This is a genomic window from uncultured Flavobacterium sp. (genome assembly GCF_951805225.1).
Taxonomy (GTDB): domain Bacteria; phylum Bacteroidota; class Bacteroidia; order Flavobacteriales; family Flavobacteriaceae; genus Flavobacterium.
Map to the genome: position 1 here is coordinate 4,875,822 of NZ_OX638201.1, position 25,301 is coordinate 4,901,122.

At 31.9% G+C, this 25,301-nt stretch carries 14 protein-coding genes; 9 read left to right on the top strand and 5 right to left on the bottom strand.

Going from position 1 to position 25,301, the window contains the following annotated elements:
• Positions 1-30 precede the first annotated feature (30 nt).
• From WN975_RS20350 to WN975_RS20360, 3 genes are all read right to left on the bottom strand, one after another.
• A complete protein-coding gene (locus WN975_RS20350) occupies positions 31-6,774 on the bottom strand; it encodes a T9SS type A sorting domain-containing protein (RefSeq protein WP_337968082.1) in 6,744 nt (2,247 codons plus the stop codon).
• 185 nt (positions 6,775-6,959) lie between these two features.
• A complete protein-coding gene (locus tag WN975_RS20355; protein WP_337968083.1) occupies positions 6,960-7,655 on the bottom strand; it encodes a hypothetical protein in 696 nt (231 codons plus the stop codon).
• Between the two features lie 2 nt (positions 7,656-7,657).
• A complete protein-coding gene (locus WN975_RS20360) occupies positions 7,658-11,083 on the bottom strand; it encodes a T9SS type A sorting domain-containing protein (RefSeq protein WP_337968084.1) in 3,426 nt (1,141 codons plus the stop codon).
• A gap of 283 nt (positions 11,084-11,366) precedes the next feature.
• Between WN975_RS20360 and WN975_RS20365 the strand changes: the two genes are divergently transcribed.
• Together WN975_RS20365 and WN975_RS20370 are read left to right on the top strand one after the other, a co-directional pair.
• A complete protein-coding gene (locus WN975_RS20365; protein WP_337968085.1) occupies positions 11,367-12,998 on the top strand; it encodes a S8 family peptidase in 1,632 nt (543 codons plus the stop codon).
• 63 nt (positions 12,999-13,061) lie between these two features.
• Positions 13,062-14,942 (top strand): M1 family metallopeptidase, encoded by a 1,881-nt coding sequence (locus WN975_RS20370; RefSeq protein ID WP_337968086.1) that lies wholly within the window; start codon positions 13,062-13,064, stop codon positions 14,940-14,942.
• A gap of 80 nt (positions 14,943-15,022) precedes the next feature.
• On the opposite strand, the gene WN975_RS20375 is transcribed toward WN975_RS20370, so the two are convergent.
• Positions 15,023-15,964, bottom strand: a complete 942-nt coding sequence (locus WN975_RS20375; protein WP_337968087.1) for an L-threonine 3-dehydrogenase — start codon at positions 15,962-15,964, stop codon at positions 15,023-15,025.
• A 503-nt stretch (positions 15,965-16,467) separates the two neighbouring features.
• Here WN975_RS20375 and WN975_RS20380 point away from each other — a divergent pair.
• Both WN975_RS20380 and mfd read left to right on the top strand, forming a co-directional pair.
• Positions 16,468-17,097 carry a hypothetical protein gene (locus tag WN975_RS20380; RefSeq protein ID WP_337968088.1) on the top strand — a complete coding sequence of 210 codons (630 nt, stop codon included), beginning with the start codon at positions 16,468-16,470 and terminating at the stop codon, positions 17,095-17,097.
• Complete coding sequence (gene mfd / locus WN975_RS20385; protein WP_337968089.1) at positions 17,090-20,455, top strand: transcription-repair coupling factor; 3,366 nt, start codon at positions 17,090-17,092, stop codon at positions 20,453-20,455. Before WN975_RS20380 ends, mfd begins: the two co-directional genes overlap by 8 nt.
• Positions 20,456-20,568: 113 nt before the next feature.
• Here the strand turns inward: mfd and WN975_RS20390 are convergent, their stop codons facing one another.
• Complete coding sequence (locus WN975_RS20390; RefSeq protein WP_337968090.1) at positions 20,569-20,967, bottom strand: helix-turn-helix transcriptional regulator; 399 nt, start codon at positions 20,965-20,967, stop codon at positions 20,569-20,571.
• A 304-nt stretch (positions 20,968-21,271) separates the two neighbouring features.
• Between WN975_RS20390 and WN975_RS20395 the strand changes: the two genes are divergently transcribed.
• From WN975_RS20395 to WN975_RS20415, 5 genes are all read left to right on the top strand, one after another.
• A complete protein-coding gene (locus tag WN975_RS20395; RefSeq protein ID WP_337968091.1) occupies positions 21,272-21,826 on the top strand; it encodes a DUF5683 domain-containing protein in 555 nt (184 codons plus the stop codon).
• A 217-nt stretch (positions 21,827-22,043) separates the two neighbouring features.
• Complete coding sequence (locus WN975_RS20400) at positions 22,044-22,610, top strand: Crp/Fnr family transcriptional regulator (protein WP_337968092.1); 567 nt, start codon at positions 22,044-22,046, stop codon at positions 22,608-22,610.
• Positions 22,611-22,717: 107 nt separating this feature from the next.
• On the top strand, positions 22,718-23,335 hold the full coding sequence (locus WN975_RS20405; protein ID WP_337968093.1) for a hypothetical protein: 618 nt from the start codon (positions 22,718-22,720) through the stop codon (positions 23,333-23,335).
• An 11-nt stretch (positions 23,336-23,346) separates the two neighbouring features.
• Positions 23,347-24,354, top strand: a complete 1,008-nt coding sequence (locus tag WN975_RS20410) for an amidohydrolase family protein (protein ID WP_337968094.1) — start codon at positions 23,347-23,349, stop codon at positions 24,352-24,354.
• A 19-nt stretch (positions 24,355-24,373) separates the two neighbouring features.
• On the top strand, positions 24,374-25,216 hold the full coding sequence (locus tag WN975_RS20415) for an alpha/beta fold hydrolase (protein ID WP_337968095.1): 843 nt from the start codon (positions 24,374-24,376) through the stop codon (positions 25,214-25,216).
• The last annotated feature ends 85 nt before the right edge of the window (positions 25,217-25,301 follow it).

Genomic DNA, 25,301 nt, shown 5'->3' on the forward strand with positions numbered 1-25,301 from the left:
ATGGGATTTTTTAGTTTTAACTAATTGTAATTATTCTACAATCACTTTTTTGGCAGAAGCCGCATCCTGATTGATTAAGTATACGTAATAAACTCCTCTTGGAAGTCCTGATAAATCGATTGTATTACTTGTATTTGCTGAATCTAAAGTAAAGGATCTTACAAGCTGACCTAAAGTATTATAAACAGTAGCTTTTTCTAAAGTTACATTACTAATGGTTACTTCTCCTTTTGTTGGATTAGGGAACATCACTACTTTTTCAAAAACAGAATCTTCAATGCCTAAATTTTTACAAGTTGTAGAATAGGTTGCTGAAGTTTCTTTAATTCCAGACCATTTTGAATTCGAAAATTCTACATTGTCAACCTGAATACAAGAAAGTGTCTTAATTTGCAAAAAGCTTGTATAATTCATAGGATCAACCATTTTTTTCCCAGTAACAGGTGGTACAATGAAGTTTTCATTATTTCCATTTTGCACATTTAAAGTTGTCAACGGATTAAGAACAAGATATACCAAAACTAATTTCTTATTTTGGGATAAATCCAGACTTGTAATATTATTTGAAGCCGCATTTAAACGTGTTAATTCTGTATTGTGGCTAAGGTCTAATGAAGTTAAATTGTTACTATAACATTGTAAAATATCTAACTTAAGATTGTTTGAAAGATTTAATGCTGAGATTTTGTTTAATTCACACAACAAAGTAATTAGATTGGCGTGATTTGATGTATCCAATGTCGTTAAGTTGTTAGATCCGCAAGAAATAATTTCTAATTCATTGTTTGCAGTCAGATCAAGTACGCTTAATGAATTATAATCAGCCGATAAGTAGTGAAGCTTTTTATTTTGCGATAAATCAATTGTTGAAATTTGATTTCCTGCAAAACTCAGGTTGAATAATTCTTTGTTTGTGCTAAGATCTAAATTGGTAATCTTATTATAATTTAAATCTAACTTAAGAAGTAAAGTGTTTTGACTAACATTGATTGTACTTAAGTTGTTAAGAGAAAGATCTAAATAAGTTAAAGATGTAAAATCTTCGATTCCGGTCGCATCAGAAATATTAGAATTGGAAAGATCTAAATAGGTAACTTTTTTGATACTAGCACTTAGAACTTTTCCATTCTTGCCGTCTTTGTCAATGTCTAAAGCAATCAGTTTATCTTCAAAATTAGGATCCGGAATTGAAGTGTAAGCATTACAATCTACATTATAACTTGCTGTTGCATCTTTAATGCTTGTCCAAGTTGTAGTTGCATAATCAGCATCTTCAACCTGAATACAAGTTAAATCTGCATTATTACTAAAGTTAGATCCTGAAGAAAAATTGGTTTTATCTCCGTTTTTCAAGTTTAAGCTCAATAGTTTATTATTGTTGCAATCTAAAGTTGCTAAAAGTTTGTTTTGAGATAAATTCAAATTTGAAATTAAATTCCCTGAACAATCCAGATTTTTCAGATTAGTAAAACCTTCTATTCCAGTTAAATCTTTAATAGAACTATTTGAAACGTTTAGCGTAAGCAATGATGAAATACTACTGTTTAAAACAGTTCCGTTTGTACCATCGGTATCGATTCCTAAATCAATTAATTTGGCTTCAAAAGCAAGGTCTGGAATAACAGTAACTGAAGAACAATCTACAGTCGAAAATCCAGCAGAAGCATCTTTGAAACTTGTCCAATATGTATTAGAATATAAAGCATTATCTACTAAGATGCACTTTAAAAATGGGTTGTTTTTAAGATTGATAGATGTATTTGTTATCGACTGATTGTTTCCATTCTTTAAGTTTATACTTGACAATTTGCTATCAGTACAAATTATTGCTGTTAAAGAAGTGTTTTTAGAAAGATCTAAAGTTGTTATTTGATTTGAAGAACACCATAAAGATCTCAATTTTTGGTTTTTGGTAACGTCGATATCCGTTAATTGATTTGATAAACAAGTAAAGTATTGTAAGTTATTATTATGCGAAACATCTATACTTGTAAAATTATTATTGTTGATTGATAAGTTTTCAAGTGCAATATTTTTTGAAACATCTAATGTTGTCAAAGTATTCCAGCTAACATTTAAATACGTTAAAGCTAAGTTTTGAGAAACATCAACGCTTGTTAATTTGTTTGACATAACACTTAAACTTGTCAACGAAGCAAAATCCTGAATTCCGGTTAAGTCTGTAATAAATGATCCATAAAGATCTAACTCAGTTATAGAAGAAATTTTAGAGGTTTCAATTTTTCCGTTCGGAGTTCCTGAATCAATTCCTAAAGCAATCAATTTGTTTTCAAAATTTACATCTGGGATCAAAGTATATAAAATACATTCAGTGTTGAAACTTGCCGTTTCATCTTTGAAAAATATACTAGTACTTGCGTTTGCAAATGATGGATTATCTACTGAAATACAACTTAAAGTTGGGTTTTTAACTAATAAAGCACCTTGGAAATTATTGTTATTTCCGTTTTTTAAGTTTAATGTTCTTAATTTATTTTCGGAAACATTAATGTAAACCAGTTTTGTGTTTTTAGAAATATCTAAGGTCGTTATTTGATTTTTATTAGCCTGCAAAGTAGTAAGTTCTGTATTCGCAGTCAGGTTCAAAGCTGTTAGATTATTGCCATGAGTGTATAATTCGATTAGTTTTGAATTCTTAGAAACATTCAAAGAAGACAAGTTGTTAAACTGACAATTAAGATATTCAAGAGCAGTAAAATCTTCAATACCTGTTAGATCGTTTATTTCGCTTAATTGAACATTTAAATCTGTAACTTTTGAAATTGATGCAGTTAGAACTTTTCCGTTTTTACCATCAATATCGATTTTCAAATCAATTAATTTTTGTTCAAAATTAGAATCCGGAATTAATGTAAAAGCATTACAATCTTCTGTAAAATAAGAAGTCTTGTCTAATTTTCCATTCCAATTATCATTAGAATAAATAGCATTATCAACCTGAATACAGCTTAAAGCCGGGTTTTTTGTAAAATTAACGCTAAACCAATCTAAGTTGGTGTTGAAACCATTTTTTAAGTTTAAAGTATTCAAAGCATTGTTTGAAAAATCAATTTTAATTAAAGCTGGATTTTTCACAATACTCAAACTTGTAATTAAATTATAAGCAACATTTACATCAGTCAATGCAATATTGTTGTCTAAACTTAGAGCAGTGATTTGATTTGTGCTAGAGTTTAAAACGCTCAATTTTTTGTTTGCACTAATATCAAGAGCTGTTAAGGAATTAGTAGAACAGTTTAAAGTTGTCAAAGCAGCAAAATCCTGAATTCCGGTTAAGTCTGCAATTGAACTGTTTGAAATGTCTAATGTTGTAATTGATGCAATATCTTCAGTAACAACTTTTCCATTTTTACCATCTTTATCTATATTTAATAGAATCAATTTATCTTCAAAATTTGGATCAGGAATCAAAGTAAAAGGTCTGCAATCTGTATTAAATTCGGCTGTTGCATCTTTAATAGCGGACCATGTTGCAACAGAATAAGCAACGTCATCAACCTGAATACATTTTAAATCAGGATTGTTAGAAAAATTAGAAAAAGTAAGATCTAAATTCGTATTTCCGCCATTTTTTAAATTTAAGGAAGTCAATTTATTATTCTCACAAGCCAATTCAGTTATTTTAGGATTTTTAGAAATATCTAAGCTTGTTAATTGATTGTCTAAACAATCGAAAAGAACTAATTCTGTGTTTTTTGAAACATTTATCTCTGTCAATTTGTTATCGTTACACATGAAGTTCTGAAGCAAAATGTTATTAGAAACATCTAAACTTGTGATTTGATTGGTGTAAGCGTAAAAATTTACCAATGCTGTGTTTTTCGAAACATTTATACCAGTAATCTGATTGTAACCGCAATTCAAATCGGTTAAAGCCAGGTTGTTTTCAACATTTAAATCTGTCAGTTTATTTATTGAACAGGAAAGATCTTTTAGTGCAGTTAATGTCGAAATATCTAAAGTCGTTAATTTATTAGCGCTACATCCTAAAGTAGTCAACGCTGTATTTTTAGAAACATTTAAAGTAACTAATTGATTTTTTTGAGCTTGTAAATTTTCTAATTTAGTATTGCTTGATAAATCTAAGTTTGTTAAAAGGTTTTGAGAAACATATAAGTCTGTTAAAGCCTTAAAATCCTGAATACCTGTTAAGTCTGAAATAGAACTTTTAGAAACATTTAAAGATGTTAATGAAGCAATATTTGATGTTAGTACTTTTCCGTTTTTACCATCTTTATCAATATCTAAAGCAATTAGTTTATCCTCAAAATTAGGGTCAGGAATCAAAGTATAAGTGCTGCAATCTAAATTATAAGAAGCTGAAACGTCTTTTAAAGTTGTCCAATTTGCATCTGAATAAGTTACATCATCAACCTGAATACAAGTTAATTTTAGATTTGAAGTAAAAGTTAGATTTGCTTTATCTAATAAAGTATTGTTTCCGTTTTGTAGATTCAAACTTTCAAGACTATTGATGTTACAACGAAAGATTGTTAACAATGGATTTTTTGAAACATCTAAAGTTTTTATTTTATTTTCTTCACAAGAGAATGTTTTTAAAGCAGTATTTTTAGATACATCTAATACTTCTAATTGATTTCGACCGCAAGTAAATTCGCTTAAAGCTAAATTTGCAGAGACATCTAAAACAGGTAATTTGTTTCGTTGGCACCATAAGGTTACCAAAGTACTGTTGTTAGAAAAATTTAAACTGGTTAATGCATTATCTGTACAATAAATATTAGTTAACGCAGTATTAGCCGAAAAATCTAAACTTGTTAGTAAGTTATTATTACCATTAAAATATTCTAAAAGTGTGTTTTTTGAAGTATTCAATGAAGTCAACTTGTTGTTTCCGAAATACAAACGTTTTAGATTTACTAAATTTTCGATGTTTAAATCGGTAAGCTGATTTTTTTCAGCATGGAAACTGGTTAATTTTACATTGTTCGAAAGATTTACACTTGTTAATGCATTGTTTGAAAAATCAACTGCTTCTAAAGAAACAAAATCTTCAATTCCGGTTAAATCCGTAATACCGCTTCCGCTAACATTTAAAGCTTTAACAGATGCAATACTTGTTGTAATAACCTTTCCGTTTTTACCATCAGTATCAATACTTAAAGCAATTAATTTGTCTTCAAATTTTGCATCAGGAATTAATGTATAAACGTTACAATCCAGATTATAACTTGTAGTATTATCTTTTTGGATTTTCCAGTTTGCAAGAGCAAAATCAACATCTGCAACCTGAACACATTTTAATGTGCTGTTTAAATAGGTATTTACTTCTGTTAATTTATTATTTTTAGAAAGATCCAAACTTGTTAGTTTGTTATTATATAAGACTAACTTTTTTAGTTCTGTATTATTAGAAACATCAATCGTTGTCAAACCACTAGAAGTAGCAGATAGTTCGTTTAATAGTTTGTTGTTTGAAACGTCTAGTGATGTCAAGTTTTTACTAGAACATTCTAATACAGTTAAGTTTATATTATTTGAAACATCTAATGTGTTTGCTTCTAAATTGTTGCATTTTAATGTTTTTAAAGCTGTATTTTTAGTAACATTTAATTTCTGCATTTTGCTTGGTGGAGTAATCAATACTTCCAGAGCAGCAAAATCTTCTATACCGGTTAGGTCTTTAATGTCTACATAGTTTGTGTAATTCAAGTCAAGCTCCTTAATTGTAGTTGCAACAGCTGCTGTTAATACTTTTCCGTCTATTACACTACCAGCACCTTTAATGGCCAAATAACCTTCAAATGCCGGATCAGGAATTAAAGTATATTTTGGAGTTTCGCATACAGCCGAAAAATGCTTCCAGTCTTCCTTGCTCACAGACCAGTTAGCTTCTGAAAATTGAGGATCATCAACTAGAATACAATATAAACCAGGAGTCTTTTTTAAATATAAATTAGCAGGATTAATAGAAGTATTGGTTCCGTTTTTTAGATTCAATGTTTCTAAATACTCAGCATTTTCACAAATTAGCATTTTTAATGCGGCATTTTTTGAAAGGTCAAGATTGCTAATTTTTGTTTGTGAAATTGACAATACACTTAAATTGATATTGTTTGAAAGATCGATGCTTTGAATTTGAGAACAATAATTAAGATTAAGGTCTTTTAAAGCAATGTTTTGAGAAAAATCAAGATTAGGTAAATTACTAGATTGAAAACTAATTTTTTCCAATAACGGATTAGTACTAAAATCCGGATTTGTAATTTTTTGATCATTTAATTCCAAAGTTCTTAAGTTTTGGTTTTGAGAAAGATCAATACTTGTGATTAATCCTCCTCCGGCCATTCCTCCTCCGGAAATTGTCAGTGATCTTAACTTTAGATTTGCAGAAACATCTATACTCGTTAAAGGAGTTCTAACGAATGAAAGTATTTCGAGATTGACATTTTTAGATAAATCCAGTGTGCTTTTTTGTAATCCGTCAAATCTAAGATCATATAAAGCGAGGTTTTTTGACAAATCTACAGTTGTTACATCATTAAAAGAACATCTGAAATTCTGTAGCGCCGTAAAATCTTCAATACCGGTTAAATCTGTAATAGAGTTATTAGAAAGGTCTAGAGATGTTACGCCAGAAATATTTGCAGTAGGTACTTGTCCGTCTGCTGGTGCTGTATCATAACCTAAAGCTATTAATTTGTTTTCAAAATTAATGTCCGGTATTGCGGTGTTTTGTGCATAAATAGAAAAATTTGCTAATAACAGCAACAAGAGTAGTTTTGTTTTCATAGATTGAGTTTATGATTCAGTGGCGCAATTGTACAAATTACAATTGTAAATTCCTTACGGGAACCCGTAAAGCGGGGAATTAAAGATTTTAAAAAACAGTAAAATATAATTCATTAAACTAAAAAAATCCCATTCGCCGGGGCGAATGAGATTTTTAGTTTTAACAATTTAATTCTAACTTAATTTTAATTGGTTTTGAACTTCCAAACCTGACCAACAGTTTCCCCACCTTTATTATCTTTTACTACAACTTTCCAGAAATATTCTTTTGTAGCATTTAGGGTTACATCAAATGAAGTTGCACTTGTGTTTTCGCTAACTTTTACCGTTGGTGGATTTGTAGTTCCAAAATACACATCATATGTAAGAACATCTGTCGCATCGACGTCTGAAGCATTCCATTTTAAAGTTGCCGTTGCAGTATTCAAAAGAGAATTAACCGCCGGTTGTACTAATTCCGGAGAAAATGGTAAATGATTTACAACAGCTTCACCAGTAGTATAAAGCTTATAAGTAGGCGAATAAGCACTTGATAATCCTTTGCTGTCTGTAGCTTTTACTCTCCAGTAATACGGTGTGTTTTTGTCTAAACTTATCGAAGAACTATTCGCATTAACGTCGTTTGTTTTTACGATTTGAGTAAAGGCATTATCTTTTGCTACCTGAATTTGGTAGGTAATGACATCATTATTAGCATCTGTAGAAGCATTCCATTGAAAGCCAACGGTATTATCTACGCATAATTTATTATCAACCGGAGCTGTTAAAGCAGGAACAGTAGGAGCAACATTCACAACTTCAGGAGTTGCAGAATCATCACTTCCGCCGCCACATGAAACAAGCGAAAATCCAATAATTGACAGGTATATAAACTTCTTCATTTTTATTTTTTTATAATTTTTAGATATTCCGGAGTTTCTAAATAGACTTTTACAGCATAAATTCCTGAAGCTTGATTTTCAAGATTCAATAATGCTTTTCCATTTTCGATAGTATAAGTTTTACCAGAAATTAATTGACCTCCAAAATTGTACAACTCTATTTTAACTTCTGTTTTATTTGTTGGAATTTGAATTTCAAAACTTCCCGAAGTTGGATTTGGATATGCAGACAAAATTTGTGATTCGAAATCTGAAACAGAAACTTTTTTAGCAAAAACACCTTCACACGCTTTGGCAGTTGTAACTTCTACTACCGCATTTTTATCAACATTTACAGAGAAAGCTGCGTCATTGGTTTGAAACTGTTTAGCTCCATCAACAAAAACTGTAAATGGTGCAGTTCCTTGTGTAATTTCAACATCAACAGTTTTCGATGTTATGCTTGATTTTCCTGTAATAGTAACGGCTTTTGCAATTGTTAGATTAAAAGTTTGTTCATATACTTCTCCCGGAATTGTTACAATAACAGCATAAGTTCCTGGTGCCAGATTATTAACTTTTAGACTCTTGTTTGTAAATGTGCTGGTTTTTCCGTTTACGCTTGCAGTATATGAAAATTCGGCAGTTGCGGTTATGCTAATTTCGCCATTGTTTTCTCCAACACAAGATTCACCTTTTGTTTCTACAGTAAAGTTTTTTGAAGGTAAACTAAAGCTGCATTCTGTATTATAACTTGCAGTTTTATCTTTAAAAGTAGCCCAAGTTTTATTAGAATAATCAACATCATCAACAAGTATACAAGTTAAATTTGGATTATTTGTAAAAACACTGTTATACACAATTTCAAACTTTGTATTGTTGCCATTTTTTAAATTTAATTTGGTCATATTATTGCTTCCACATAACAGTTGCTTCATGTTTGGATTAGCAGATATGTCTAAACTAGCTATTTTATTACCGCTACAGTATAAACGTTCTAATACAGGGTTTTTTGATACATCTATGCTTGTTAGTTGGTTATACTCACAGGCTAAAAAAGTTAAGCCTGGTTTTTGAGATACATCTAATGTTGTTAACTGATTAAAAGAACATTGTAGATTCTCTAAAGCAGGATATTTAGAAAGATCCAGACTTGTTATTTGATTAGATTCGCAGGAAATAAATTTTAAAAGTTTATTGGCAGAAAAATCAATAGATGTTAGTTTATTATTACTCACATTAATAGAGGTTAGCTTTAGGTTTTTAGATACATCTAATCCAACAATTTTATCGTTTGAACTACAATCTAAAACTTCTAAATCAAGATTTTGAGAAAGGTCTAAACTTGTTAATAAACCTTGTAGGGGACTATAATTACCTTCTTCATTAGATGCAGCACATGCTAAACTCTTAAGTTTTTTGTTTGCAGTAACATCCAGGCTTGTCAATCTGTTTAGAGAACAATCAAGTTTCGTTAATTCTAAATTTTTTGATACATTAAGTGTTGTTAAATTATTTCTATAAAGATTTAATTCAGTTAAAGCTAAATTATTAGAAACGTCCAGAGTTTCTAATTTAGTTTGATAAGAGGTTAGTTTTCTTAAAGCTAAATTGTGAGAGATGTCAATTGTTTTTAGAACACCACTGTTATAAGAAGGTAATGTTAATTCTTCAAGTGCTGTAAAATCTGCAATTCCTGTCAGGTCTTCAATTTTTAGATTAGTGTAATAATCGCTCAAATCTAAAACCTTGATAATAGCAATTTTGCTAGTCAATACTTTACCATCTTCTACAGCATCAATACCTTTTTTTATTAGGGATTTTTCGAAATTAATATCTGGAATAAGAGTATATTTTACAGGAGCACATGGCGCATTTGTAAAAATTGTATAAGGATCAATATTTGATGTCCAATTTGCAGTAGAATAAGCAACGTCATCTACAATTAAACAGTATAAACTTGGAGTTTCACGAATAGAGAAATCAGTATCTTTTATTTTGGTATTATTGCCATTTTTTAAATTTAGCTCACTTAATAATATATTTCCAGTACAATTAAAATAAGTCAAATTAACATTTTTAGAAACATCTAAAGTTTTAAGTTGATTATAACTACCATTAAAAAAATCTAAATTTATACTAGCCGATACATTTATAGTTTGTATTAAATTTGATTGAAATTCAAGTTCAGTTAAACCAGTGTTAGCAGAAAGATCTAAACTTGTCAGTTTGTTATAAGCACAATTTAAATTCTGTAAAGAGGCTCCGCTAGAAGTTTTGAGGCTTGTCAATTTATTAGAAGAGCAATCCACAAATCTCAGTTTTGTGTTTTTAGACAAATCTAATGTAGTAAGTGAATTAGTTGTAATAAATAAATATTCTAATGTAGTATTATTTGAAAGATCTATAGTACTTAATTGGTTTCCTAAACATTTAAGATATCCCAGTACTTTATTTTTTGAAAGGTTTAAAGAGGTTAATTTATTATAACTTACTTGTAAAGTTCCTAAGTTTTCGTTTTGAGAAATATCTAAAGTAGTTAATAAATTACTAGTTAAATCTAAGAAGTTCAAAGAAGTGTTTTGTGAAAAATCTACATTTTCTAACTTATTAGCAGAAGCATTAAGATTGCTTCCTGCTTTATTGATAGTTAAACTAGTTAATAGATTATGGCTACAGTCAATATTTAATAATAATAAATTTTTTGAAAGATCAAGATTCGTCAAATTGTTATTATTGCAATACAATGAATACAAAGCACTAAAATCCTCGATTCCACTTAAATCGCTAATTGAGCTATTTGATATATTCAAAGATTGTAATGTATTGATTTTTGATGTTAATACTTTACCATCAATAGCACCAGAATCAATTCCTAAATCGATCAGTTTCTTTTCAAAATTTACATCAGGAATCATTGTGTATTGTGCAGGAGCTTCGGCAACATCTACAAGAGAAACATTATCAACCAAAATTTCAGAATCAAGAGATCCGTTTGTCCAGATATCTACTTCAATATTCTCAGAAGTAGGTGAATTATATTCAAATTCAATTTTTCTCCATTCAGTAGTTGAGAACGTAACGTCTGATTTTTTGACTATTTCTTCTTTGAATACGCCAGGTTTGTGGTAAACGCTAAAATCAATAGAAGAAAATGTACCTTTTACAACTTTGTGATACATCGTTACACGATATTTTTTACCAGCTTCTACAGCAAAATAGTCGGTATTTATGTAGTTGAATGTACCGCTGGCAATCATCATATTAGTACTTGATGTACCATTTTGAGCAGTTGTGCTTTGAGAAACATAACCACTTAAGAAACGATTCCAATGATCTGGTTGAGATGACGAAGACCAGGCTTCGAAGCTCCCATTTGGAACTAAGTTGGTTTGTGCAAAAATTGAAAAATTTGCTAATAACAGCAACAAGAGTAGTTTTGTTTTCATAGAGAGGGTTTATAATTCAGTCGCGCAATGATAAGCAATCCACATTAGTTTTCCTTACGGGAAACCGTACGTGTAATTTGTTTCTCCTTAAAATTTTATAAAAATGAAAACAGTATATTTATAGATGAATTGATTAAAAAAACATGATTTAAGCCGTTTGATTGGCTTTAGACAATACTTAAGAAAGTGTCAAAAATCATAAGGCATTGTTAATCGTTAGTTTTTTGTAACAAAAAATCATAATTTAGGCCCATCTTTTAACTTTATAATAATATACAGATACATGAGTCATATAAAACCCTTTACTTTATCTGCTTGGGTATTACTTGCTTTAGCAGGTAGCGCAACCGTACAAGCACAAGATTCAGCGCCTAAAGTTGTAATTACAGCACCTTTGGCAATTGTTAAAAAAGCGCCTGTTAGCGAAAACGAATTAAAGAGATGGAGTCACCTTGATTTAATTAAAGATTCGATTCCGGGAATGAGTGTTGATAGGGCTTACGCCGAATTATTACAAGGAAAAACAGGTAAAAAAGTAATTGTAGGTATAGTAGATTCAGGTGTCGATATTGAACATCCGGACTTACAAGGAATGATCTGGACAAATCCAAAAGAAATTCCTGGTAACGGAATCGATGATGATAAAAATGGATTTATTGATGATGTTCACGGATGGAATTTTCTTGGAAATGCTGTTCACGAAAATCTTGAATTAACACGTATCGTTAAAAAAGGCGATGACGGATCTGCACAATACAAAGCAGCTTTAGCACAGTATAATGAAAAGATAAGCGAACTTCAAGAAGATAAACAACAAGTTGATTTTTTAATAGATGTACATAATACTATTAAAAAGGAGTTAAATAAAGGAGATTATAAATTAGAAGATTTAAGTAAGATTACTTCAACAGATCCAAAAGTTTTGAGAAGTAAAGATATCATGACTCAGGTTTTTGGTAATGCAGGGCCAACTTTTAATCCTGAAGCTGATTTTGAAGAGTACAGAGAACAAGTTTACGATCAATTCAATTATAATCTGAACAAAGAATATGACGGAAGAAAAGTTGTAGGCGATAATCCGGAAGATCTTAAAAACAATCATTACGGTAATAATATAGTTTTTGGTCCGGATAAAGAAAAAGCACTTCACGGAACTCACGTTGCGGGAATCATTGCGCAAATTCGCGGAAATAATATTGGAGGAGACGGAGTTTCTAATAATGTTGAAATCCTTACAGTAAGAGCAGTTCCAGACGGAGATGAGTACGATAAAGATATTGCTTTGGCGATTCGTTATGCAGTAGATAATGGCGCAAAAGTAATCAACGGAAGTTTCGGAAAAAGTTTTTCTCCGCACAAACAATGGGTTTATGATGCGATAAAATATGCAGCAAAAAAAGATGTTTTAATTGTTCACGCAGCAGGTAATGACGGATATAATATTGATGAAACTAAAAACATCAATTATCCAAATGATTCTGAAGACAACATTAAAGAATTTGCTGATAATGTAATTACAATTGGAGCAATCAATAAAGAATACGGCGAAAATGTAATAGCTTCATTCTCAAATTTCGGAAAAATAAATGTTGACGTTTTTGCACCGGGAGAAGAAATCTACGCAACGGTTCCAAACGATAAATACAAATATTTGCAAGGAACATCAATGGCATCGCCAAATGCTGCAGGAGTAGCAGCTTTGATCCGTTCTTATTATCCAAAATTAAAAGCTTCTCAGGTAAAACATATTTTAATGGAATCCGGAGTTGCACTTCCAGCGAAGGTAGTTTTAGGTAAAAATCCAAATCCAAACGAAAAACCAGTTCCGGTTTCATCAGCTGAATCTTCGAAAACAGGTAAAATGGTTAATGCTTATAATGCTTTATTGATGGCAGAAAAAATGTCAAAGAAATAAAATTAAAATAAAATACTAACCTAATGGAAGAGTGGCAACTCTTCCATTTTTATTAAAACAATCATGCGAAAAATTATATTACTATCTTTTTTGAGTTTGGGTTTAAACTCTTTATCTGCGCAAAATGCTCCATATTGGCAACAACATGTCGATTATAAAATGGAAGTTTCGATGGATGTAAAAAACTATCAGTACAAAGGAAAACAGGAATTGGTTTATACCAATAATTCGCCTGATACTTTAAGAAAAGTTTTTTATCATTTATATCCAAATGCATTTCAGCCAGGAAGCGAAATGGATGCTCGTTTGCATTCTATAAAAGATCCTGACGGAAGAATGGTAAGTAAAGTAAAAGGTGCCGATGGTAAAGAGGTTAAACAAAGCCGAATTGAAACTTTGAAACCAAATGAAGTTGGATATCTAAAAATCACAAATCTTAAACAAGATGGAATAGTGGCTCAAATAAGAACCTCAGGAACTATTCTTGAAGTTACTTTGGCTAAGCCAATTTTACCTAATTCACAAACTACATTTACGTTAGATTTTGACGGACAAGTTCCGGTTCAAATTCGTCGTTCAGGACGTAATAATTCTGAAGGAGTTGAACTTTCGATGTCACAATGGTATCCTAAATTAGCCGAATTTGATTTCGAAGGCTGGCACGCAGATCCATATATTGCGAGAGAATTTCACGGAGTTTGGGGTAATTTTGATGTAAAAATCACAATCGACAAAGACTATACAATTGGAGGTTCAGGATATTTGCAAGACAAAAACCAAATTGGTCACGGATACGAAGATGCTGGTGTAACGGTTGTTTATCCAAAGAAAGCAAAAACATTAACATGGCATTTTATCGCGCCAAATGTTCACGATTTTACTTGGGCAGCAGACAAACAATATACACATGATGTTGTAAAAGGACCAAATGATGTTGATTTGCATTTCTTCTACAAAAATGATGAAAAAACAACCGGAAACTGGAAAAAATTAGAGCCGTTAATGGTTAAAGTAATGGATTTTTACAATCATAAAGTAGGCGCATATCCATACAAACAATATTCATTTATTCAAGGTGGAGATGGCGGAATGGAATATGCAATGTGTACTTTAATGTTAGGAAGCGGAACTCTTGAAGGTATTTTGGGAACAGCAACGCACGAAATGGGACATTCTTGGTTTCAACATATTTTAGCTTCAAACGAATCAAAACACCCATGGATGGATGAAGGTTTTACAACTTACATCGAAGACATGGCTTTGAATGAATTAAAAGGAGATAAAAAAGTAGAAAACCCGTTTAAAGGAAATTATACAGCTTATTACAACTTAGTAAATTCAGGAAAAGAACAGCCAGAAACTACTCACGGTGATCGTTATGACGAAAACAGACCTTACAGTATTTCATCTTATGTAAAAGGAAGTATCTTTTTGTCACAATTAGAATATGTGATTGGAAAAGAGAATGTAGATGCAACTTTAAAAAGATATTACAACGATTTTAAATTCAAACATCCAACTCCAAATGATATCAAAAGAACTGCAGAAAGAGTTTCCGGAGCAGAGTTAGATTGGTATTTAATTGATTGGACAGAAACGTTAAATACAATTGATTACGGTATCAAAGATGTTGCAGATAATGCTGGAAAAACAACGGTAAGTTTAGAGAGAATTGGAAGAATGCCAATGCCAATAGATTTAACTGTAGAATATACAGACGGAACATCTGAGAGTTTTTATATTCCGTTAAGAATGATGAATTTTATTAAGCCAAATCCAAATCCAAACGTAAAAAGAACAGTTTTGGAAGATTGGGCTTGGGCACAATCAAATTATAGTTTTACAATTGATAAAAGCAAAACGGCAATTAAAAAAATCACAATTGATCCAAGCGGATTAATGGCAGATATTAAAGCATCAAATAATGTTTATGAAGTAAAATAAGCTTCATTTGAACTCATAAAAAAAGTCTCGTTTAGTATTTAAACGAGACTTTTTTATTTTTATATCTTTATCTTTTAAGCTTATTGAGCCAAATGTTCCAACATATCTTTTGTCATAGTTTCAAGATCAAAAGTATGTTTCCAACCCCAATCTTTTCTCGCCTCAGAATCGTCGATACTTGCCGGCCAGCTGTCCGCAATTTTCTGACGGAAATCAGGCTCATAAGTAATCGTAAACTCAGGAATATGTTTTTTGATTTCGTTTGCAATTTCAGTTGGAGTAAAACTCATTGCGGCTAAATTGTATGAAGAATGTATTTTGATTTCTTCAGCCGGAGCTTTCATAATATTAATCGTCGCATCGATCGCATCATCCATATACATCATTGGCATTTTTGTCTCAGATGATAAAAAGCACTCGTATTTTTTATCGGCAATAGCCTTATAGAAAATATCAACAGCATAATCTGTAGTTCCGCCACCAGGAGGAGTTGACCAGCTAATTAAACCAGGATAACGGATGCTTCGAACATCAACGCCATAAATATTATGGTAATATTCACACCATCTTTCACCGGCTTGTTTACTGATTCCGTAAACCGTTGAAGGTTCCATAACAGTATATTGAGGTGTATTTTCTTTTGGAGTAGTTGGTCCAAAAACTGCAATACTTGAAGGCCAGAATATCTTTTTTATTTTTTTGGCTTTAGCCAAATTCAAAACGTGAAATAATGAATTCATATTCAAATCCCATGCAAAAGCCGGATTCTTCTCAGCTGTAGCAGATAAAAGTGCCGCCATCAAATAAATATCTGTGATTTGATGCACTTCGACAAGATGTTCAATTTGATTGAAATCTAAAGCATTCACCACTTCAAAAGGACCTGAATTAACAACGTCAGTATTTAATTTTCGAATATCAGAAGCAATTACATTTTCTGTTCCGTATAACTTACGTAGTTTTTGAGTCAGTTCAGTCCCAATTTGACCGCAAGCGCCAATGATCAATATTTTTGGATTCATTTTGAATAGTTTTTAGAGACGCAAATATAACGTTTTCGCAATTATTTTTACTTTTTAGAAAAACAAATTATAAATTTAACAAGGATGAAGTTCGTTTTTTGGATTATTCTCTGTGAGAGTATTATTGCAGGTTTTAATTTTAGAACGAATTTAGCCACGGGTTTGGCTGGTTAAACGGATTTAATGCGGATTGTTTTTAAAATCTTTATCTGGAAAATTTAACCGCAAAGTGCGCAAAGGTTTTTTTGTTTAGGATTACGCAGATTAAACGCAAAGTTCGCAAAGTTTTGTGTTGATTTAGCTTTGCGAACTTTGCGGTTATATGCACATTTTAGGTAATAAAACTTTGCGTGCTTTGCGGTAAAAACAATCTGCGTTAAATCCGTTTAACCAGCCAAATCTGTGGCCCAAAAAAACGCACCTGATTTATAGAATCTTTGGCAAAAAACAGACTTCGTAATTGTAAAATTACTTTGTAACTTTGTAGCTTAATGTTTTACCAAATGAAATATAAAATATCTCTTTTTCTGCTTTTAATTTTTGTACTGAATTCATGTCAAAATGAAGATGAAAGACGTCGAGCTGAGAATGAAAAAGAAGCAAAGAAAAACGAAATCATTTTTAATAATATAAATAAAGCCTGGACATTTATTGATGAACCCATCAATGAAGTTGCAGAACAAAAAGTAAGTTCGTGGGCCGAATGGCGTGATTTTCTTAAAGAAATTGGAGATAAACCAAGAAAAACGATTGGAGCTTTTCAAAAAAAATCAGCTGCAATTTCAAAAAAGGCATTTGCTTTAAACAACAATATTCCTGCAGAATTTAATGTTCCTCAGATAAAAAGCCGAATCTCAATTTTGATTACCAAAATCAAAATGATGGATTTATTTATTAATCTGAATACAATTCCGGATAAGAAAGTAACGTTTCTGATTGGAGATATTAACAAAGAATTGGTTTCATTAGAAAGACAAATGGATCAGGTTGTTGTAAAAAGTAAAATTCCAAAAGAAGAAGGAGAAGCAGATTTCTTGAGAATGTTAGATACAACGCGCGCTATTCCGAATTCGAATACAGCTCCGGTTCTTCCAGCGCAGAATATAAATAAAAAGTTACCAACAGTTGACTAAAAACGCCTTATATACAATGTATGATAATCTGCCTAAAAACGAGCAGATTGCCAAACAATTACTAGAACAAAATCAGATAAAAATGCATCTTAACGGATTGTTAGGATCAGCAGTTTCATTTGTCATACGCGCTGTTTTCAAGAAGACAGAGTTGCCTTTTTTGATTGTTCTGGACAATAAAGAAGAAGCCGCTTATTATTTGAACGATCTCGAGCAAATGATTGGCGAGCAAGATGTTTTGTTTTATCCTGCATCATTTCGACGTCCGTATCAGGTTGATGAAACCGATAACGCGAATGTTTTGCTTCGCGCTGAGGTTTTAAATCGAATCAATTCCCGAAAAAAACCAGCCATAATTGTTACGTATCCAGAAGCACTTTTTGAGAAAGTAGTTACACGTCAGCAATTAGACAAAAACACGTTGAAAGTCGCTTTGAATGATAAAATTTCGATCGATTTTATCAACGAAGTTTTATTTGAATATGAATTCAAAAGAGTCGATTTTATTACAGAACCCGGAGAATTTTCGGTTCGTGGAGGAATTGTCGATGTATTCTCTTTTTCAAACGATCATCCTTATAGAATTGAATTTTTTGGTAACGAAGTAGACAGCATCAGAAGTTTTGATGTAGAAACGCAATTATCTGTAGAAACACATAAAAAAATCACCATAATTCCGAATGTCGAAAACAAGATATTTCAGGAAAACCGAGAAAGTTTCTTAGATTATATTGCTGAGAAAACGGTTCTTTTTATTCAAAATACAGACGGACTTTTCAGTCAGTTAGACAAACAATTTGCAAGAGCCGAAGAAGCTTTTGAGAAACTTTCGAAAGAAATAAAACACGCTCAGCCGGAACAATTATTCTTAAATCAGGCTTCGTTTACCAAGCGAGCTTTAGATTTTTCGGTTGTAGAATTGGCTTCAAAACCAATTTTTAAAACAAGTAAAACATTCGAATTTCATATTCAGCCGCAGCCATCTTTCAACAAGCAATTTGATTTGTTGCTGAATAATTTAAGCGACAATCATTTTAATGGATACAAGAATTATTTGTTCTGTTCGAATGAAACTCAGGCAAAACGTTTTCATGATATTTTTGAAACTTTAGACGAAGCGAATTCCGAGAATATTCGCAAGCAATATCATACCGTTGTATTGCCTTTATATCAAGGTTTTATTGACGAAGAAAATCAAATTACGGCGTATACAGATCACCAGATTTTTGAGCGATATCATAAATTCAACATCAAAAATGGTTATTCTAAAAAGCAAAATATTACGCTTAAAGAATTAACCGCGCTTTCGGTTGGTGATTATGTAACGCATATCGATCACGGAATTGGGAAGTTTGGCGGATTGCAGAAAATTCAAGTCGAAGGAAAAACTCAGGAAGCCATAAAACTGGTTTATGCCGATAATGATATCGTTTATGTAAGTATTCATTCGCTTCATAAAATCTCCAAATACAACGGAAAAGACGGAACACCTCCGAAGATTTATAAGTTAGGATCGAACGCCTGGAAAATTTTAAAACAAAAAACCAAAGCGCGTGTCAAACATATTGCTTTCAACTTGATTCAGTTGTATGCAAAACGTCGTTTAGAAAAAGGTTTTCAATTTGCGCCGGACAGTTATTTGCAAAACGAATTAGAAAGTTCGTTTATCTATGAAGATACACCGGATCAAACTAAATCGACACAAGAAGTAAAAGCTGATATGGAAAGCGATCGCCCAATGGATCGTTTGGTTTGTGGTGACGTAGGTTTCGGAAAAACGGAAGTTGCGATTCGTGCCGCTTTTAAAGCTGTCGATAATAGTAAACAAGTTGCCGTTTTAGTTCCGACTACTATTTTGGCATACCAACATTATAGAACTTTTACAGAACGATTAAAAGATATGCCGGTTTCAATAGGTTATTTAAACCGATTTAGAACCGCAAAACAAAAAGCGCAAACCTTAAAAGATTTAGCTGAAGGAAAACTTGATATCGTAATTGGAACACATCAATTAGTAAACAAAAATGTAGTTTTTAAAGATTTAGGTTTATTGATTGTCGATGAGGAACAAAAGTTTGGTGTAAACGTAAAAGACAAGCTTAAAACCATTGCGGCAAATGTTGATACGTTGACATTAACGGCAACGCCAATCCCGAGAACGCTTCAGTTTTCGTTAATGGCGGCAAGAGATTTATCGGTAATTACAACGCCTCCGCCAAATCGTTATCCAATAGAAACAAATGTGGTTAGTTTTAATGAAGAAGTAATTCGTGACGCGATTTCGTATGAAATTCAGCGAAACGGACAGGTTTTCTTCATTAATAATCGAATCGAAAATATAAAAGAAGTGGCCGGAATGATTCAGCGCTTGGTTCCAAATGCAAGAGTCGGAATTGGTCACGGACAAATGGAAGGCGCCAAACTCGAGGAATTGATGTTAGGTTTCATGAATGGAGATTTTGATGTTTTGGTTGCAACCACAATTATTGAAAGTGGATTGGACGTTCCAAATGCCAACACGATTTTCATTAATAATGCCAATAATTTCGGATTATCAGATTTGCATCAAATGCGCGGTCGAGTAGGTCGAAGTAACAAAAAAGCATTCTGTTATTTCATCTGTCCGCCGTATTCGTCAATGACCGAAGACGCCAGAAAACGTATTCAGGCGTTGGAACAATTTAGCGAATTAGGAAGTGGTTTTAACATTGCGATGAAAGATCTTGAAATTCGTGGTGCAGGAGATTTATTAGGTGGCGAACAAAGTGGTTTCATTAATGAAATTGGTTTTGATACGTACCAAAAAATCATGAACGAAGCGATCGAAGAATTAAAAGAAAACGAATTCAAAGATTTATATCCTGAAGAGAATGATATTGAAACCAAAGAATACGTAAAAGATCTTCAAATCGATACGGATTTTGAGCTTTTATTTTCTGATGAATACATCAATAATGTTACAGAACGTTTGAGCTTGTATAACGAATTAGGTTCTGTAAAAAATGAAGCCGAATTAGTTATTTTCCAAAATAAATTAATTGACCGTTTTGGTCCAATGCCTCCGCGCGCTAATGCGTTGATGAATAGTATTCGCATCAAATGGATTGCGACAGCTGTTGGTATTGAAAAACTGGTGATGAAAAAAGGCAAAATGATTGGCTATTTCGTTTCAGATCAACAATCAGATTATTACCAATCGAAGCGTTTCCATAAAATGATAAAGTTTGTACAAACGCACAGTAATCTTTGTACTATGAAAGAAAAACAAACACCAAATGGTTTACGACTTTTATTGACTTTCGACAATGTAAAATCAACCAAACGAGCTTTGGAATTGATGGAAATGTTAGGAGAATAATTAAAAAAAGTTGCCACGAATTTCACGAATTAGCACAAATTTAAAAAGGAAAAATTAATTTTAATTCGTGTTCATTCGTGAAATTCGTGGCAAAAAATATTGAATTTAAAAGACTATTTGTCTTTATAGAATTTCTCTAAATGCTCGTTTTTATCTTTTTCTGCCTGAACCAAACGTTCGTAAAGTTCTACTACTTTGTCAAGAGGATTAAAAGTGCAATGATGATTTCCATGGTGATTTCCTACAGTTCCCTGGCTATTATCATAAAAATTATTAAAATAATTAAACACAGCTTCTTCCGAAAAATGTTCAATTGCTTCCACACTTACACCAAGTGCTTTTGCAACTTCTTTGAGTTTTTCGTCATCGATAGTTTCGCTATTTTCGATTGCAGAAACTGTCTGTTGACTGATTCCTAAAGCCTGAGCAAGTGCTTCCTGCTTCATGTCTTTCAGTTCACGAATACGACTGATATTTCTTCCTATATGATGTGGTTTTGTTATTGTGCTCATAGCTCAAAGATATTAAAATTCTGAAAGCAAAAATTGATTTCAGTAAAAAACAGTTCTGTTTTTGTAAGATACATTTTACAATAAGTAAGTGTTTTTAATTCCTCCAAAAAATTTATTTAACAAAAATACACTTTTCAAACAACTACTATTTAAATACAGGAATTAGTTAAACATAATTCGTGTTCATTCGTGAAATTCGTGGCAAAAAGCGATATGAAATCTTAAGTTTTATTTATCTTTTACTTAAGAGAAATCTTAGGACGAGAAAGTTTTCTTTGAATCAAAATTTTAAAGAAACTTCCACATGCAATATCAATTTATTCTTCTGTTTTTATTTTTTGGATTAACGACAATTTCAGCTCAGCAAACAAAGAAAATCGTTTTAAATGATTCTCTAAAATCAGAAACAATTGATCCTTTACGTCCTGCAAAAGCTGCATTTTATTCGGCTATTTTCCCCGGATTAGGACAAATTTATAATAAGAAATATTGGAAACTTCCTTTGGTTTACGGAGCAATTGGAGCGAGTACTTATTTTTATATCGACAGCAAGAAAAATTACAACATTTATCGAAACGAATACAAAAGCAGATTATTAGGGAATACAAGTGGTTCTGAATATTTGGCGAACTTAAGCAATAGTCAATTAATTGCTGCCCAAAAACAATATCAGCGAAATAGAGATTTATCGGCTTTGTTTATAGTTGGTTTTTATGTTTTAAATATAATTGATGCCAATATTGATGCCGCTTTATCTCAATTTAATGTGAGCGAACAATTAGCCTTTAAACCAGCAATAAATTTTAAAAATGAAAATGTGCAATCTAATTTTGGATTTGCCTGTGTATATTCGTTTTAAGCAATTTACTTTTGTCATTTTAAAGTCTTTTTTCTAAATATTAACCGCCCTCAAATAGTATCTTACTTTTTGAAGGTGGTTTCGTTTTCTTTAAAAACATGGGTTTTTTCCTTTCTTTTTGTTTTTGAGAATTGAATTTACCTTATATTTATAGGTCACTAAAATTGCTTGAATTCTTCTTTAATTAGTAATTAAGCATATTATTACCATTATTCTTATGACAGATATATTTAAAGATTTTATTTCTGAATTAGCAGAGGTTAATGCTCAGGATATGAGTAGAATAATGTCTTGTATTACTGCTCATAAAGTAAAACGAAATACCATTATTTTATCTCAGGGAGAAGTCTGTAATAAATTTTATTTTCTAGAAAAAGGCTGCATGCGTACTTATTATATTACACAAGATGGCCAGGAAAAAACAAGATTAATTTCATTTGACAATACTCCCGTAACTGCACTCACTAGTTTTATCAATCAAAAACCTTCTGTTGAATATATTGATGCATTAGAAGATTCGGAAATACTTTCTATCTCTTATGATGATTTTTTTATTCTTGTGAATGAAATTTCTAGTTGGGGATTATTTTATAGAAGAATGTTAGAATTAGCCTTTACTTTTCAAAATAACAGAATAGAAGATTTGGTTACACTATCAGCCAAAGAACGTTATGAAAAACTATTAAAAGAGAGACCACATTATATCCAACGTCTTTCGAATAGAATAGTAGCTAGTTATCTGGGTATTTCTCAGGAAACTTTAAGCAGACTCAAATCTAAATAACGATTTTGACATTTGTCAATGCAGACGTTTTTCTATCGGCCTAATTTTGTCCTATAAATCATCAGAAAACAAACTGATGTTAATAATAAAATTAAAAAGGTTTGATCATGAAAACACTATTAAGAAAACCACTTGGAAATACTTTAGAAAATGTAACTGATAAATTCAGTATCAAAGAACTCATAGAATTTGAACGTTTTTGCAGAGACAATGCACAATGGGAGGAAATGAAGAAATGTTTTGCAGAAAATTCTACTGTAACAATTTCATGGTTTAAAGGATCTGGACATGGTTTTGTCGACGCTTCAAGCAAAATGGAAACTTATGCTCCACACAAATTATTTGATACTTTGGTTTGGTTAAATAATGATAAAGCGGTTGCAATTACCATGGCAACAATTCAGATAAGACAGGAAATTGACGGACATTTATTAGAACTGCAATCTGATGTAAAACTACTGTACAAAACTCAGAAAATTAATGGTCTTTGGTCTATTATTTCTATGGAAGGAATTTACGAAAAAGATGCTTTAATTCCAGTTTCTCCTGCTGATGGTATTATAATTCCAAAAGAGGAAATCGCCAAGTTCAGACCAAGTTATGCTAATATGTCTTATGCTTTAAGCAAAAGCGGATATACTGTAGATGTTAATTTGCCTGGAATTGATAAACCGGAAAGTGTCACAAAATTGTATCAGGAATCTGAAGAATGGTTAAACTCTTAAAACTAGAAAAAATGAAAATTATCACGATAGAAGAACATTTTAGCTCACCAAAAATCAGTGAGAAAATGAAACAGTTTCAGCCACAAAGTAGTGACGCTGAAAAAAATAAAGACATGCAGGAATTGATAAAACATTTTTTGCCTACAAATGATGATATTGAAGATGTTGGTGCACGCAGAATTAAATTTATGGATGAAAGCGGTATCGATATGCAGGTCATTTCGTATGGCGGAGGAAGTCCACAAGGAATTGCAGACCCTAAAATTGCAATTGAACTTTGTGCTGAAGCCAATGACGAATTAGCACATTTAATAAAACAAAATCCAACTCGTTTTGCCGGTTTTGCAGCTTTGCCAGTTGCTGATCCAGTTGCAGCAACAGCTGAATTAGAACGTGCTGTAAAAAGTTTAGGTTTTAAAGGAGCTTTATTAGCGGGGACTTTTCAGGGCAAATTCTTTGATGAAGCTGAATTTTTTCCAATTTTTGAAAAAGCAGCTGAATTAGATGTACCCGTTTATTTGCATCCGGGAATTATTGAAAAAGAAGTAGCAGACCATTATTTTAGAAATGATAATTGGTCAAAATTAGTAAACGGAGTTTTTCCGGCTGCAGGTTTTGGCTGGCACATGGACAGTGGAATTCATGTAATCAGAATGATTCTTTCGGGAGTTTTTGATAAGTTGCCCAATTTAAAAATAATCTCTGGACATTGGGGAGAATTTGTTCCTGCTTTTCTCGAAAGATTAGACGAAACTTTATACAGTGAAATAACACATTTAAAACGTACGATTTCAGAATATTATAAAGAGCATGTTTATATCACGCCAAGCGGAATTTTCTCTGAAACTCAACTAAAATTTGCGATTGCACAAATGGGAGCGGATCATATCATTTACTCGGGAGATTATCCTTATTTGATAAAAACCGAAACAGGAGATTTTCTTAAAAACGCTTCAATTTCTGAAGAAGACAAAGCAAAAATAGGGCATCTGAATGTCGAAAAATTATTGAATTTATAATTCTTAAAATACAAGAGAAATGGAAAATACCAAACAACCAATAGAAGGTGTAACAACAGGAATATTAAATGTATCAGGAGCTGAATTGTATTATGAAACGAAAGGAAACGGACCAGTTTTATTAATGATTCCCGGAGCAAACGGAGATCATTTTATCTTTACGCCTATTCGCGAAATATTATCAAAAACATTTACAGTGGTAACTTATGACCGTAGAGGATTTTCAGGATCTAAATTAGTAGGCGAACAAGATTATACACATCGTATCGATACGGATGCAAATGATGCGGCAGCTTTAATTAAACATTTGACTAAAGAACCGGCTTTTGTATTTGCAAGCAGTTCAGGAGCTTTGGTTTCGCTTCAGTTGATGGTGCTTCATTCAGATATTATTAAAGCGCTTGTTCCGCATGAACCAACAGCTTTAAAATATCTTCCGGACTTTGAAAAATGGAAAGCGCAAAATCAGGCAGTTTATGATCTTTATAAAAAAGAAGGCGAAGGTCCAGCCAAAGAAAAATTCGTAAATGAAATAATTCCCGGAACACAAGACGGAGAATTCATGAAAGCTGGAAAAGGACCGGAAACACCAAACACAACGTATTGGTTTGAAAACGAAATAAGACAATATCCTCCGACTGATTTTGATACTGATAAATTAGAAGAAAATAAGGATAAAATTATTTTTTGCGTAGGAAGAGATTCGGTTAATACAATGCCGGCATGGCCTGTTACCAATTTAGCAAAACAATTTGGAACCGAAGTTTTATATGTTCCCGGAGGACATTTAGGATATGTACTTCATGCAGCTGAGTTTGCAAAAGATTTACTTGAAGGTTTGCAAAAAAGAGGTAAGCTTTAAAAAAGAAAAAAGTTGCCACGAATTCACGAATCATTATGTACATTGTTTTAAAATAATTCGTGAATTCGTGGCAAAAAAAATGCCG